The following is a 13,846-nucleotide window of genomic DNA, read 5'->3' as shown; positions in this document are numbered from 1 at the left end:
ATCCCGGCCTCACCCTTTCTTTGACTGGCGCCCCGTAAGGTCGCGCGCCCTGGACATATCGACATGAGCGCCATCGACTCCCTGCCTCCCCTGCGTGAGGTCATCGACACCCACCAGCTGCTGGCCCGTAAATCGCTGGGACAGAACTTCCTGCTCGATCTCAACCTGACCTCAAAAATCGCCCGCCAAGCCGGCGATCTGACGGAATGTGATGTGCTGGAAATTGGCCCCGGCCCCGGCGGCCTGACCCGTGGGTTGCTGGCCGAAGGCGCGCGCCGGGTGCTGGCGGTCGAAAAAGACAGCCGCTGCATGCCCGCCCTGGCCGAAATTGCCGAGGCCTATCCCGGCCAGCTGGAGGTGATCAATGGCGATGCGCTTGATATTGATCCCCTGGCGCATCTGACACCGCCGGTGCGGATTGCCGCCAACCTGCCCTATAATGTCGGCACCGAGCTTTTGGTGCGCTGGCTCACCCCCAAGCAATGGCCGCCCTTTTGGCAAAGCCTCACCCTGATGTTTCAACGCGAGGTGGCAGAGCGTATCGTCGCCCAGCCCGGCAGTAAGGCCTATGGCCGTCTGGCGCTGCTGGCCCAGTGGCGCGCGGAGGCCCGCATTGTGCTGTCTCTCCCGCCAGAGGCCTTTAGTCCACCGCCAAAGGTCCATAGCGCCGTAGTGCATTTGACCGCTCTGGAGCAGCCACGCTTTCCGGCCGATGCCGCCACCCTGTCGCGGGTCGTGGCCGCCGGTTTCAACCAACGCCGCAAGATGCTGCGCGCCAGCCTCAAAAGCGTGGCCCCAAACATCGAGGACCACCTGAAGGCCGCAGGCATTGCCCCAACCGAACGCGCCGAGCAGGTCAGCCTGGAAGAATTCTGCGCCCTGGCCCGCAGCATCAAACCCCTGGATGGATGAGGCCCTAGCGCTCGCTGCTCAGCGCGGTGATCTTTTGGACTACGAACATTAAAAAACCGGCCCTCCGCAGAGTGGCCGGTTTTTTCAAACTATCCCAAGGCAGAGCTTATTCAGCCGCTTCGGGCGCATCCTCTGGCTTTACAGGCTTTGGTTTGCGAGCGCGTGGTGCGCGCTTTGGTTTTGCTTCTTTTGCAGTCTCGTCAGCCGCTCCAGCGGTCTCTGCCTCTTTGGCCTCAGCCGAGTCCGCCGCCGCTTTGGGGGCCGCAGGCTTGCGGCTGCGTGGCTTACGGGCTGCAGGCTTTTTCGCCGGGGATGCTGCATCAGGCTCCTGCCCGTTGCTTTCTGGCGTCTCCACCAGACCACTGTCCTGCGCATCTGCACTGGCCACGTCACGCGGATCAATCACATCGGGTTGCGGCGCATTGGCCGGGTCCTGACGGGAGGGAGCAGCCGCTGCATCCCCCTGAGCCTCTGCACCAGAAGCGCCGGATTTTGGCTGCTGCTGTCGCGCGGGCGCGGCTTGCTGCTGCGACGCCTGATTGTTTGACGCCTCGCGCTCCTGACGTTCCAGCCGCTCTGCGCGTTCCCGATCGCGATCAGCCTGACGCTCACGGTTCTGGCGCTCTTGCTCTTCGCGTCGCGCGTCAATCTCGCGCTGCGCTTCATTCAAAAGACGCAGATAGTGCTCAGCGTGCTGCTGAAAGTTCTCAGCGGCGACACGGTCATTGCTCAATTGAGCGTCCCGTGTCAGCTGGTTGTACTTATCGATGATCTGTTGCGGAGTCCCGCGCACCTTGCCCTCGGGGCCGGAGCTGTCGAAGACGCGATTAACAACATTGACCCCATTGGGGCGATTTCGGTTCGACTTGGAACGCGAACGTGATTTTGACGATCTCATATGCCTAACGTCAGCCTTAATTTCATGTGTCATGGATCCAATTCAGCGCATCATTGCGCCGGATGATCGACTATTTTGGGCTTGGTGTCGCTGGGAGGTAGAGTAACCTCGCCGTTTTTTGAGCGACAACTTGAGTAACCACTTTCTATGCCTTCAGACAAGAGGTGGCTTTGATATTTCGCGAAGTTTCTTTCAAAAATACAAATTTTTGCACGAAATCGGCCTATCAGGCGCCATTTCTGGCAAAAACAACCCGGTCACGACCATCCAGATCCGGCAGCACGGCAATATCGCTCAAGCCCGCTGCTTGCAGCAGCGCGGCAACATCCGCCCCCTGGGTCGGGCCAATTTCCAGGCACAGACGTCCACCAGGACGCAGATGCGCCCCCACGCCGGCGGCAATCGCGCGATAGGCCGCCAGGCCGTCCCCACCGTCTGTCAGAGCCATATTCGGCTCATGCTGACGCACCTCGGGGGACAGATCTGCCATCTCGTCCAGGGCAATATAGGGCGGGTTAGATACGATGAGATCAAAAGTGCCGGTGACATTGGAAAACCAATCCGACTGCTGAATGTCCGTGCGTGCCTCGACCCGGTGCAAAACTGCATTGGCACTGGCCTGCAGACAGGCCGCTTCGCTGAGATCCACCCCCAGCCCGCTGACCTGCGGGCATTCGGCCAGCAGCGTCACCAGAATGCAGCCTGACCCAAGCCCAAGATCCAGCACCCGCTCAAAGGGTTCAGCAAGGGCCACCTCGATCAGGGTTTCTGTTTCGGGGCGCGGGTCCAACACATCCTTGGACACCTTGAAGCGGCGACCATAGAACTCTCGCTCCCCCAGCAAATGCGAGACCGGCACCCGCACCGCCCGCAGGGCGATCAGCTGCTCGTAGCGCTCAGCCACTTCGGGTTCGAGATCTTCCGGCGCTATCAGCGTGACCCGGCTGGCCTCGATCCGGGCGGCATGGGCCAACAGAACCCGGGCATCGCGTGCCGGGTCATCGACCCCAGCCGCCCGCAGCCGGGCCGCGGCCGCGGCCATGGCCTGCGCCGCGGTGACTGAGCCTCGCAGATCCGTCATTGGCCCATTTCAGCCAGCAGCCGCGCCTGATTGTCTGCTGTCAGGGCATCGATGATTTCATCCAGATCGCCCTGCATAATTTGGTCCAGCTTGTAGAGTGTCAGGTTGATGCGGTGGTCCGACATGCGCCCCTGTGGGAAATTATAGGTGCGGATGCGTTCCGAGCGATCGCCTGAGCCAACCTGGCTGGCACGATCGGCAGAGCGTTCGCTATCCACCCGCTGACGTTCCAGATCATAGAGCCGTGCGCGCAGGACCTGCATGGCAATCTCGCGGTTGCGGTGCTGGGATTTCTCGGCGCTGACCACCATGACCCCGGTGGGAATATGGGTGATGCGGACGGCAGAATCGGTGGTGTTGACGTGCTGTCCACCTGCGCCCGAGGCCCGCATGGTATCAATACGAATATCGGCAGGATCGATCTGCACATCGACCTCCTGCGCCTCCGGCAACACCGCAACTGTGGCCGCCGAGGTATGGATACGGCCGCCGCTTTCGGTCACCGGCACGCGCTGGACACGGTGAACGCCGCTCTCATATTTCATTCTGGCAAAGACATTGTCGCCCTTGATATGGGCCACAACCTCCTTGATGCCGCCCAGTTCAGTGGCCTGCTCTTCGATAATCTCGAATTTCCAGCCCCGGGCCTCAGCGTAGCGCTGATACATACGCAAGAGATCACCAGCAAAAAGAGCGGCCTCGTCGCCACCGGTGCCCGGGCGAATTTCCAACATTGCCGGGCGTGCATCGGCTTCATCTTTGGGCAGGAGCGCCAACTGCAGAGCCTCCTCAGCCTGCGGCAAGGCAGCCTTCAAGGCAGGAACCTCTTCCTCCGCCAGTTCCTTCATATCCGGATCCGAGAGCATGACCTCGGCCTCTTCCAGATCGCTGAGCAATTGGCGATAGGCGGCGATCTGTTCGGCCACCGGTTTGATCTCGGAATATTCCCGCGCCAGGGCAGCAATATCAGCACCGCTCACGCCCTCTGCCATCGAGGCTTCAAGATACTGGAACCGTTGCAGGATCTGTTCTAGCCGCTCTTGGGGGATCATCCGCGCCTCATCGTCTTGTGGAATGTTCTCCTGCCACTTTGGCAGTCTGTGGCTTCTGTGATATGCTAGCTCCATGCAACATGCCAGAGCACTTGTTACTTTCGCCCTGATCCTGTCAGCCAGCCCCAGCCTAGCCGATGTGCTGGGCCCCGGTGGCAAGGTGATTGATTGCTACTGCACCGATAAAAGCGGTGCGCGGGTTGATCTGGGGGAAATACGTTGTCTCAATGTCGACGGGCTCCAGTTTCTGGCCCAGTGCCAGATGTCACTGAATGTGCCGATGTGGCGCGAGGTGCAGGCCAATTGCCTTTCGGCAGATCTACAAGCTCCCCCAGCCCCCTATTCCGTGGCAATAGCCCAGCTTCCCGATCTTTAAGAATCCTGCCTATTGGCCTGTGGATCGCAAAAGAGGGACCCGCAAGCCTTCTGCACTAGTCCTGTGTCTGTGGCATCAGGGACAACCAACCATCAATACGTGCCTTGTTGACCCCCAGGTCCGAGCGGCCAAAGCGCAACCGGGCATAGACCTTGAGCAGGTCCCCATCCTGGCGTGCAGTGGTGTAATCTGGAAAGCCGATGACCTTGGTGCGAGTCACATATGTCGCCATGCCCTCTTCAACCGAGCCTGCCAACAGGGTGGTGCGCGGTGCACCACTGGCAATGCGATCAAAGGCTCGCAAGCCCTCGGGTCCGGTGCGTACAACCTTGAAGACCCCGCCACGAAACTCTTTGTCTTCAGAGAGTTCCGGCTGAGTATTCCAATCAAACGGGTCGACGGGAGCCAATCGGACAAAGCCGACAATCACCACAACGACCGCCAGCACTACCCAAATCAGCATCATTATCTTCCCCATCTTGGCCCTGTCTCCCGTTGCAGATCTATATCCCCCAGCAGGAGGTTTGCATACAGGAGCTTAACGTGACTTGACGCCCGGAAGAACGCACATCATCTCATAAAGCAAATTAGCCGCAGTCAGCGCCGTATTGCCCGTGGTATCATAGGGCGGCGAGACCTCCACCAGATCACAGCCCACAATATTGAGCCCCTTCAGCGAGCGGATCAGCTCCAGCGCCTGCGGTGTGGTCAAGCCGCCGATCTCGGGCGTGCCGGTACCGGGCGCATAGGCCGGGTCCAAGCTGTCGATATCATAGGTGATATAGACTGGACGGGTGCCAATATCGCGGCGAATTTCAGCGCCCATATTGTGCAATTGCCGCCCCCAAAGCTCCTGTGCGGGGAACTGCTGAAAGCCCCAGCCCTGGGCCTCGGTGAAATCATCGGCGCCATAGCCTGTGCCACGAATGCCAATCTGATAGGTCTTGTCTGCGACAATCAAACCCTCTTCATAGGCCCGGCGAAACACGGTGCCATGGGTTTCACGCTCGCCAAACATATCGTCGTTCACATCGGCATGGGCATCCACATGCACCAATGCGACGGGCCCGTACTTGGCTGCAATCGCGCGCAGAATCGGCAGGGTGATCGAATGATCCCCTCCCATGGCCATCGGGATCACATTGCCGCCCAGGATCGCCTGATAGCTTTCCTCGATGATGCGCAGCGATTCCTTCAGCGAGAAGGTATTGATCGCCAGATCACCAATATCGCCGGCATTCAGACTGTCAAAAGGCGCCGCTCCTGTGGCCATGTTATAGGGCCGCAGCATGGCACTCTCCGAACGGATCTGCTTGGGACCAAACCGCGTCCCCGAGCGCCAGGAGGTTCCGATATCCATCGGCACTCCAAGAAAGGCTACATCCAACCCCTCAAGCGAGGTCGCCTGCGGCAGACGCATAAAGGTGCTCGGCCCGGAGAACCGGGCCAGATCATTGCCACTAATCGGTTGATTAAACTCAGCCATTGTCTCTCATATTCCAGCCCAGAAGGCAGATAATTTCCGTTGCCACATGAGCCCCGGCAATTGCGGTCGCTCCGGTGGTGTCAAAAGGAGGTGAAACCTCCACCACATCGCCGCCCTTGATATTGATACCTGCGATCTCGCGCAAGATGCGTGCTGCCTGCGCAGAGGTCAGACCGCCCCAGACTGGGGTGCCGGTGCCCGGTGCATAGGCGGGATCCAGTGCGTCGATGTCAAAAGTCAGATAGGTCGGGCGATCCCCCAGGATCTCTTTGATCCGGCGTGCGGTCTCAACCGGGCCGATCTCATGCACGGTGGCAGCATCAATGATATTTACCCCCAGTGTGTCGTCATTGGTGGTTCTGATCCCCACCTGGACCGAGGTTTCGGGGTCCACGATGCCAGATTTTACCGCTTTGTAGAACATGGTGCCGTGATCAATACGATCCATATTGTCGTCCGGCCAGGTATCGGTATGGGCGTCAAACTGCAGCAGCGAGATGGGGCCATATTTTTCGGCATAGGCTTTGAGGATCGGAAAGCTGATATAGTGATCCCCCCCCAATACCACCGAGGCCGTGTCCTGCGCCAAAATCCCGCGAATATGCTCGGTCAGGGCTGCGGGAAAGGCGGCAACATTTGCATGATCAAAGGCAATATCGCCGTAATCAGCGATCGCCAGGGTGCTGAGCGGACGATGGGGCCAGCCATAGGGTTCATCCGGACTTTGCAGAGAAGAGGCCTCGCGGATGGCCCGCGGCCCCAGTCGGGTTCCGGGGCGATTGGTGACAGCTTGATCAAATGGCACCCCGGTAACGGCAATATCCACCCCGGTCAGATCCTTGGTATATTTGCGTCGCAGGAAGGACATTGCCCCGCCAAAGGTGATCTCAAAACTCAGCCCCTTCAGGTCTTTCCGGGTAAAAGCTGCATCAATTGAGTGTTTTGCATCTTCAAGTGCCATGTTGGTTCGCCCTGTTCTCCACCCCGCATCAGGCAAAGGATCTCCCCTTCGCCCCTGCTGTCAGGCAAAATTTGATCATATTATGAAAACAGCGATACCCGGTTTCTGATCTCCTGTCACCTCTGCTCATTCCAAGGGCTGGGCGCGTTCCACCAGGCGGGCAAAGAAGGACGCGCCAATGGGCGCAATCTCATCATTGAAATCATATTTGGGGTGATGCAGCCCTGCCCCCTCTCCCTGGCCCAAGAACAGATAGGCTCCGGGGCGGGCATTCAACATATAGGAAAAGTCCTCGGCGCCCATTTCCCGGCCCCCATCGGCTTCGACGTTTTCCGGACCCGAGACCTCACCAGCGATCTCGGCGGCAAACGCCGCCTTTGCCGCGTCGTTGATGGTGGCCGGATAGCCAACCTCATAGTCCAGATCAGCCGTCACCCCATAGCTCGCGGCCTGACCGGCAACAATCTCCTCCATACGGCGCATTACCATGGCCTGAACCTCAGGATTAAAGGTGCGCACGGTGCCATTGATATAGGCAGTATCCGGAATCACATTATCAACGGTGCCCGTGTGGATTTGCGTGACAGAAACCACCAGATCCTCAAGCGTGTGATGATTACGGCTGATGATCGTCTGGATCGCCTGCGCAATCCCGCAGGCCGCCATCACCGGATCACGGGTCTCGTGCGGCATCGCGCCATGCCCGCCAACCCCCTGAATGTTAATGTGGAAGGTATCCACCGCCGCCATCAGTGCACCCGGCGAGGTCAAAAACGCCCCCACAGGCAATCCCGGCGCATTGTGCAACGCATAGACCTCGCCAATGCCAAACCGTCCCATGATCCCCTCTTCCACCATGATCCGCGCGCCGCCAATCGCCTCTTCGGCGGGTTGGAAGATCAGCGCAACCCGGCCAGCAAAATTGCGTGTCTCAGCCAGGTATTTGGCCGCCCCCAACAACATGGTCGTGTGACCATCATGGCCACAGGCATGCATATTGCCCGCATGTTGCGACAGGTAATCGACACCGGTTTCTTCCGGAATCGGCAGGGCGTCCATATCGGCACGCAGGCCAATGGTCGGCCCCAGGCCCTGCCCGTTGTCACGGCCATTGATAATCGCCACCATGCCCGAGGTGGCAATGCCCTCGTGCAGCTCATCCACGCCAATCTCGCGCAGTCGCTCTGCCACATAGGCAGCTGTCTTGGGCAGATCCAATGCCAGTTCGGGGATCTGATGCAGATGCTGACGCCAGGTCTTCATCTCGGGGGCAAAATCAGCAATGCGGTTAACGACGGCCATGGGCTGGACTCCAGTGCGAGGATCGGGATTGATGCATCTGACACAGGAACAAGAGAGGCTGCAATGCCCGATACATCCCAAAAACGGCCCTTTGACATGGCCCTGATCAAAAACGAATCCGCCGGGATCGAACGGCTGTTGGAAATCATGCAGGCCCTGCGCGATCGCTCCCACGGCTGTCCTTGGGATCTGGAGCAGGATTTTGCCTCCATTGCCCCCTACACCATCGAAGAAGCCTATGAGGTGGCTGATGCCATCGAACGTGAAGCCTGGGATGAGCTCAAGGGCGAGCTGGGGGATTTACTGTTTCAATCGGTCTTTCACGCGCAGATGGCTACCGAGGCCGGGCATTTCACCTTTCAGGATGTGGTGACCGCCATGTCCAACAAGATGGTCTCACGCCATCCGCATGTCTTTGGCGATGAAACCCGCAACAAAAGCGCCGACCAGCAGACTGCCGACTGGGAAGCCATAAAGGCCGCTGAGCGCGCAGGAAACCAAGAGACCGGCACCCTGGACGGCGTCGCCGTCGGTCTCCCCGCACTGCTACGCGCCTACAAGCTGCAAAAACGTGCCGCCCGTGTCGGCTTTGACTGGCCCGCGGTTGATCAGGTCATCGCCAAGATCGCCGAAGAAAGCGCCGAACTGGCCGAGGCCCGCGCCGAGCTGACTCAGGTCGAGGTCGAAGAGGAGTTTGGAGATCTGATGTTTGTCATGGCCAATCTGGGCCGCCACCTCGGCGTCGAGCCCGAGGCGGCCCTGCGCCGCGCCAATGCCAAGTTCATCCGCCGCTTTGAAGGCGTCGAAGCAAAACTGTCTCAACGGGGCAAACGGCCTGAAGACAGCGACTTGGCAGAAATGGATGCGCTTTGGGATGCGGTGAAGGCAGACGAGAGAGACACAGGCTGACCCAGGGGCTGACCCTGGCATCATCTTTCCATAAGTATTCAAATTGCCAGCCTCACCCGCAGCGCCACGCTGGACAATGTCACGCCCCGCTGCGAGGCTCACCTTTTGCCACAGGACCATGCCATGACCGCCCGTAAGGTAATTATCGACACAGACCCCGGTCAGGATGATGCCGTCGCGCTGCTCCTGGCCCTGGCCAGCCCGGAAGAGATCACAGTATTGGGAATCACCTGCGTGGCCGGCAATGTGCCGCTGTCGCTGACCCAAAGAAATGCCCGCATCATCTGCGAGGTGGCCGGGCGCCCCGATGTGGCGGTCTTTGCCGGGCGCGATGCGCCGCTCTGCCGCCCTCTGGTCACCGCCGAAGAAGTCCATGGCAAGACCGGCCTCGATGGCCCTGACCTGTTTGAACCAACGATGCCGCTACAGGCGCAGAACGGCGTCGATTTCATCATTGAAACCCTGCGCCGCGAGCCTGCAGGCAGCGTCACCCTTTGCCCGTTGGGGCCGCTCAGCAATATTGCTGCCGCCTTTCAGGCCGCGCCGGATATCGTTGAACGGGTGCAAGAGATCGTCTTGATGGGCGGCGCCTATTTCGAGGTTGGCAATGTCACTCCTGCGGCTGAATTCAACATCTACGTCGACCCGGAAGCTGCTGACATTGTGCTGAAATCCGGGGCAGAAATCACTATGATGCCGCTGGATGTCACCCATAAGGCGCTGACCACTCGCCCGCGCATTGAGGCCCTGCGAAACCTGAACACCTCTGTCGGCCATTTCACCGCAGAAATGCTCGACTTCTTTGAGCGGTTCGATATCGAAAAATACGGCTCTGACGGCGGCCCCCTGCATGACCCCTGCGTCATTGCCTATCTGATCCAGCCCAATCTGTTTTCGGGCCGCCGGATCAATGTCGAGATCGAAACCCAGTCTGAGCTGACCCTTGGCATGACCGTCGCCGATTGGTGGGGGGTCACCAACCGCAGCCCCAATGTGCTGTTCATCGGTGATCTGAATGCCGATGGATTCTTCACCCTCATCACTGACCGACTGGCACAGCTATGACCGCGGCCCTGCATCTGGCCCGCCCCGAGCACCTGGACAGGCTGCTGAGCCTGGTGGAGGCCTTTCATGCAGAGGCAGGTCTGCAAACCAGCCCCGACCAACGCCGCGCGGGCATCGTACCGCTGTTGGAAGGCATCCCCTATGGGGCCGTCTATATCATCGGTCCCACCCGCGCGCCCATTGGCTATATCGTAGTGACCTTTGGCTGGTCGGTCGAGTTCGGCGGCATGGATGGCTTCGTCGACGAGATCTACATCCGCCCACCCGTGCGCGGACGCGGCCTCGCTTCTGAAGTCTTGATCGCATTGCCCAAAACCCTGGCTGAGGCTGGGGTCAAGGCGTTGCATCTCGAGGTCGATCGGGACAACCAACAGGCTCAGCGGCTCTATCAACGCAGCAGGTTCGCGCCGCGCGAGAGATACATGTTGATGACAAAGGTCCTCTGACTGCTGGCTTTCTCTCCCTGAAAGGCCCTGCGACACACTGCCCCGGATGCCGCAGCTGGCGGCGATCCGTCACATCCCCCAAAGACCGGAAGGGCAGCCCGGTGGGCTGCCCTTCCTAAAACTGCCTGAAGCCACCGCTTCAGCCCATTTGGCAACCCTGGGGCTTATCCCTTCAGGATTGAGCGGCCTGCATATTCAGCCACTTCGCCCAGCACTTCCTCAATGCGGATCAGCTGGTTGTATTTCGCCAACCGGTCCGAGCGCGCCAGTGAGCCGGTTTTGATCTGACCACAATTGGTGGCCACGGCCAGGTCGGCAATGGTGGCATCCTCGGTCTCGCCCGAACGGTGCGACATCACATTGGTGAAACCGGCACGATGGGCCATATCCACGGCTTTCAGGGTCTCGGTCAGGGTGCCGATCTGGTTCACCTTGACCAGCATCGAATTGGCGCTGCCACGCTGAATGCCTTCGGCCAGACGGGCGGGATTGGTCACAAACAGATCGTCCCCAACCAGCTGCACCTTGTCACCGATCGCATCGGTCAGGGCTTTCCAGCCCTCCCAGTCATCTTCGCCCATGCCGTCTTCGATCGAGATGATCGGATAATCGTTCACCAGAGCAGCCAGATAATCGACGTTCTCAGCCGAAGACAGCACCTTGCCCTCACCGGACAGCACATATTTGCCATCCTTGTAATACTCAGTCGCGGCGCAATCCAAGGCCAGGTAGATTTCTTCGCCGGGGCGATACCCTGCTTTCTCGATGGATTTCAGAACAAAATCCAGTGCTTCGCGGGTGGAGGCGATGTTAGGAGCAAAGCCACCCTCGTCACCGATACCAGTGGAGAGACCCGCAGCCGACAGCTCTTTCTTCAGGGTATGGAACACCTCGGCGCCCATACGCACGGCTTCGCGGATATTCTCCGCCGCCACAGGCATGATCATGAATTCCTGGATGTCGATGGGGTTATCAGCGTGTTCGCCCCCATTGATGATATTCATCATTGGCACGGGCAGGACCCGTGCAGAGGTGCCGCCAACATAGCGGAACAGCGGCTGGGTGGTGAAATCGGCAGCGGCCTTGGCCACGGCCATGGAGACGCCCAAAATGGCATTCGCACCCAGACGCGCTTTGTTGGGAGTGCCGTCCAGCTCGATCATGGCGCCATCAACGGCGACCTGCTCGGTGGCGTCAAAGCCAACCAGCTCTTCAGCGATCTCACCGTTGACGGCAGCAACCGCTTCCAGCACGCCTTTGCCCAGGTAGCGCTCCTTGTCGCCATCGCGACGCTCTACCGCCTCATGGGCGCCGGTGGAGGCCCCGGAAGGTACTGCGGCGCGGCCCATGGTGCCATCTTCCAGGATCACATCGACCTCAACCGTGGGATTGCCCCGGCTGTCGAGGATTTCGCGGGCGTGGATGTCGATAATTGTGCTCATTTGGACGGTCCTTGACTGCAACAAAAGATGCCAGCGTCATAGCAGCCAAGGGATAAATGTAAACAGTGGTCGTTATCGCTAACGTCACTTATTTCACGCCTTTAGGGCTAACATCTCGCTGTTTGCGCCAACGGTATCGATGCCGTTTTTTACAGGCGCCACCTAGGAGCAGCTCTAGGAGGGGGAAACCGCCGCTGCAGCCTCTTCAACAGGTCTACTCTCTTGGCGCACCTGTTCACGAACCAGGCGTCGCTCGCGCAGAAACGTATACAGGCCAGAGGCAATGATAAGCGCGGCACCGCCCAGGGTCATGGCATCAGGCCTCTCGCCAAAGACCAGCACGCCGACCAGAATGGAAAACAACAACCTGCTGTAACGAAATGGCGTAATGGCCGAAGCATCCCCGATGCGGGTCGCCGTCACAATGGCATAATAGCCTGCAACACCAAAGACGATACCCCCCAGCATCATCACGATCTGACGCCCATCCACAGCGGTTGCCTCTGCCCCGGTCATCACCAGCAACAGCCCACCCGCCACAATCAGTGAAGCAAAGGCCTGAAAGCTGACCACCGCCGAAGAAACTGTGCTGTCGACCAAGCGCGTCAACAGATCCCGTGCCGCAATCGCCAGCACAGAAAGAAGCACCAGAACCACCGAAGGGTCAAACCCGGCCAGGCCGGGGCGCACAATCATCAAGACCCCGGCAAAACCTACACAAATCGCGCTCCACCGCCGCCAGCCAACCTGTTCCCCCAGGAATAGCGCCGCGCCCATGGTGATCACCAGTGGCAGCGCCTGAAACACCGCTGCAACGGTCGAGATATCGACCAGCGACAGTGCGGTGGCAAAGGCCATGGCGCCAACCGCCTCGGACAGGGTGCGCAGGATCGCCGCGCCCCGCCAGGCCGCAGGCGCTAAAAGATTGTCGCCTCGATACAGTGCCACAGCCGCAAAGACAGCCCCCGAGCCCAGGCCCAGCATAATCAGAATCTGACCCACCGGGATTTCACCCGACAGGTGTTTGATGAACATATCTTCCAGCGTAAAGGCCGCCATGGCCGCAATGACGAGGAGAATTCCGTTTAGATTGTTCACGCCTGGCCCTCCAAAGATATGCGAGCTGCTCTGGATCGGGACACAAGTCTTCGGTCCGCCGCAGCTGCTTCCGTGGATGGGGGGCAGACTGATCTTCTGCAAGCCCATTTGCGACACGGGTCACAACAGTTTGTTGGGGCAGACGTCACAATAGTTGATAGGTTAACCGACGGCCAGCCGCAGCAGGGATCACGCCCTAGCCTCAGGAGTGTTCGGAAGGATCACCCTTTTTCATGGGCACGCCGTAGAGCTCTAGCCGATGCCCTTTGAGCTGATAACCGAGCTTGGCCGCGATCCGTTCTTGCAGAGCTTCGATTTCGGGATCACAGAACTCAATGACGGCGCCGGTATTGATATCAATCAGGTGGTCATGGTGTTCGCGATCCGCATCCTCATAGCGCGCCCGCCCATCGCCAAATTCCAGCCGGTCCAGAATTCCCGCCTCTTCGAACAGCTTGACGGTCCGATAGACAGTGGCCAAAGAAATCCCCGCATCCAGCGCACTGGCGCGGGCATAGAGCTCTTCCACATCCGGATGGTCGGCGCTCTCCTGCAGGGCACGGGCAATCACCCGGCGCTGGCCGGTCATCCGCAGGCCCTTGGCCTCACATCGAGCGATAATCGTCATGGCGTTTTGCTTTCCATCCAACTCTGGGCTCCCTGTTTAGCCAATCAAGAGGCCGACGAAAACCAAAATTCCACCAGAACTCGTCATTGACTTTATCCACAGATACCGCCATTTGGACCACAGGTATCCCTCCCTGCCGCGTGAGCAGAGACAGAACGGACGCGCCCTCTGCGCGACAGACCCGCTGTCT

Annotated in this window: 15 protein-coding genes; 5 read left to right on the top strand and 10 right to left on the bottom strand. The window is 59.4% G+C overall.

Annotated features, from left to right (window positions below):
- The first annotated feature begins 63 nt into the window (after positions 1–63).
- A complete protein-coding gene (rsmA, locus tag AN476_RS15675) occupies positions 64–912 on the top strand; it encodes a 16S rRNA (adenine(1518)-N(6)/adenine(1519)-N(6))-dimethyltransferase RsmA (protein ID WP_054462537.1) in 849 nt (282 codons plus the stop codon).
- Between the two features lie 106 nt (positions 913–1,018).
- Here the strand turns inward: rsmA and AN476_RS15670 are convergent, their stop codons facing one another.
- The 3 genes from AN476_RS15670 to prfA all read right to left on the bottom strand — a co-directional run bounded on the left by AN476_RS15670 (position 1,019) and on the right by prfA (position 3,943).
- The gene (locus tag AN476_RS15670) at positions 1,019–1,810 is read right to left on the bottom strand and encodes a DUF4167 domain-containing protein (protein ID WP_054462536.1); all 792 of its coding nucleotides are present in this window, start codon (positions 1,808–1,810) and stop codon (positions 1,019–1,021) included.
- A gap of 226 nt (positions 1,811–2,036) precedes the next feature.
- The gene (gene prmC, locus AN476_RS15665; protein WP_054462535.1) at positions 2,037–2,891 is read right to left on the bottom strand and encodes a peptide chain release factor N(5)-glutamine methyltransferase; all 855 of its coding nucleotides are present in this window, start codon (positions 2,889–2,891) and stop codon (positions 2,037–2,039) included.
- Positions 2,888–3,943 carry a peptide chain release factor 1 gene (gene prfA / locus AN476_RS15660; protein ID WP_054462534.1) on the bottom strand — a complete coding sequence of 352 codons (1,056 nt, stop codon included), beginning with the start codon at positions 3,941–3,943 and terminating at the stop codon, positions 2,888–2,890. Before prfA ends, prmC begins: the two co-directional genes overlap by 4 nt.
- A 73-nt stretch (positions 3,944–4,016) precedes the next feature.
- Here prfA and AN476_RS15655 point away from each other — a divergent pair, with 73 nt between their 5' ends.
- On the top strand, positions 4,017–4,319 hold the full coding sequence (locus AN476_RS15655; RefSeq protein WP_054462533.1) for a hypothetical protein: 303 nt from the start codon (positions 4,017–4,019) through the stop codon (positions 4,317–4,319).
- A gap of 55 nt (positions 4,320–4,374) precedes the next feature.
- Here the strand turns inward: AN476_RS15655 and AN476_RS15650 are convergent, their stop codons facing one another.
- From AN476_RS15650 to AN476_RS15635, 4 genes are all read right to left on the bottom strand, one after another.
- Positions 4,375–4,797, bottom strand: a complete 423-nt coding sequence (locus AN476_RS15650) for a DUF1499 domain-containing protein (RefSeq protein WP_054462532.1) — start codon at positions 4,795–4,797, stop codon at positions 4,375–4,377.
- Positions 4,798–4,857: 60 nt separating this feature from the next.
- Positions 4,858–5,805: an agmatinase gene (speB, locus tag AN476_RS15645; protein WP_054462531.1), complete on the bottom strand. Its 948-nt coding sequence runs from the start codon at positions 5,803–5,805 to the stop codon at positions 4,858–4,860.
- On the bottom strand, positions 5,798–6,766 hold the full coding sequence (gene speB, locus AN476_RS15640; RefSeq protein WP_054462530.1) for an agmatinase: 969 nt from the start codon (positions 6,764–6,766) through the stop codon (positions 5,798–5,800). The genes speB (AN476_RS15645) and speB (AN476_RS15640) overlap by 8 nt, the downstream gene beginning before the upstream one ends.
- Positions 6,767–6,892: 126 nt before the next feature.
- Entirely contained in the window at positions 6,893–8,068 is a 1,176-nt protein-coding gene (locus AN476_RS15635) for a M20 aminoacylase family protein (RefSeq protein WP_054462529.1), read from the bottom strand.
- Between the two features lie 63 nt (positions 8,069–8,131).
- Between AN476_RS15635 and mazG the strand changes: the two genes are divergently transcribed.
- The 3 genes from mazG to AN476_RS15620 all read left to right on the top strand — a co-directional run bounded on the left by mazG (position 8,132) and on the right by AN476_RS15620 (position 10,488).
- Positions 8,132–8,977, top strand: a complete 846-nt coding sequence (mazG, locus tag AN476_RS15630; RefSeq protein WP_172684840.1) for a nucleoside triphosphate pyrophosphohydrolase — start codon at positions 8,132–8,134, stop codon at positions 8,975–8,977.
- A gap of 123 nt (positions 8,978–9,100) precedes the next feature.
- Entirely contained in the window at positions 9,101–10,042 is a 942-nt protein-coding gene (locus AN476_RS15625) for a nucleoside hydrolase (protein WP_054462528.1), read from the top strand.
- A complete protein-coding gene (locus AN476_RS15620) occupies positions 10,039–10,488 on the top strand; it encodes a GNAT family N-acetyltransferase (RefSeq protein WP_054462527.1) in 450 nt (149 codons plus the stop codon). The genes AN476_RS15625 and AN476_RS15620 overlap by 4 nt, the downstream gene beginning before the upstream one ends.
- 164 nt (positions 10,489–10,652) lie before the next feature.
- Here AN476_RS15620 and eno read toward each other — a convergent pair whose 3' ends face one another.
- From eno to AN476_RS15605, 3 genes are all read right to left on the bottom strand, one after another.
- Positions 10,653–11,930: a phosphopyruvate hydratase gene (eno, locus tag AN476_RS15615; RefSeq protein ID WP_054462526.1), complete on the bottom strand. Its 1,278-nt coding sequence runs from the start codon at positions 11,928–11,930 to the stop codon at positions 10,653–10,655.
- A gap of 174 nt (positions 11,931–12,104) precedes the next feature.
- The gene (locus tag AN476_RS15610; RefSeq protein WP_054462562.1) at positions 12,105–13,028 is read right to left on the bottom strand and encodes a DMT family transporter; all 924 of its coding nucleotides are present in this window, start codon (positions 13,026–13,028) and stop codon (positions 12,105–12,107) included.
- 202 nt (positions 13,029–13,230) lie between these two features.
- A complete protein-coding gene (locus AN476_RS15605; RefSeq protein WP_054462525.1) occupies positions 13,231–13,656 on the bottom strand; it encodes a Fur family transcriptional regulator in 426 nt (141 codons plus the stop codon).
- Positions 13,657–13,846 lie beyond the last annotated feature (190 nt).

The organism is Phaeobacter sp. 11ANDIMAR09 (assembly GCF_001294455.1).
Lineage (GTDB): Bacteria > Pseudomonadota > Alphaproteobacteria > Rhodobacterales > Rhodobacteraceae > Pseudophaeobacter.
This window is presented reverse-complemented; position numbering and strand designations above follow the sequence as displayed.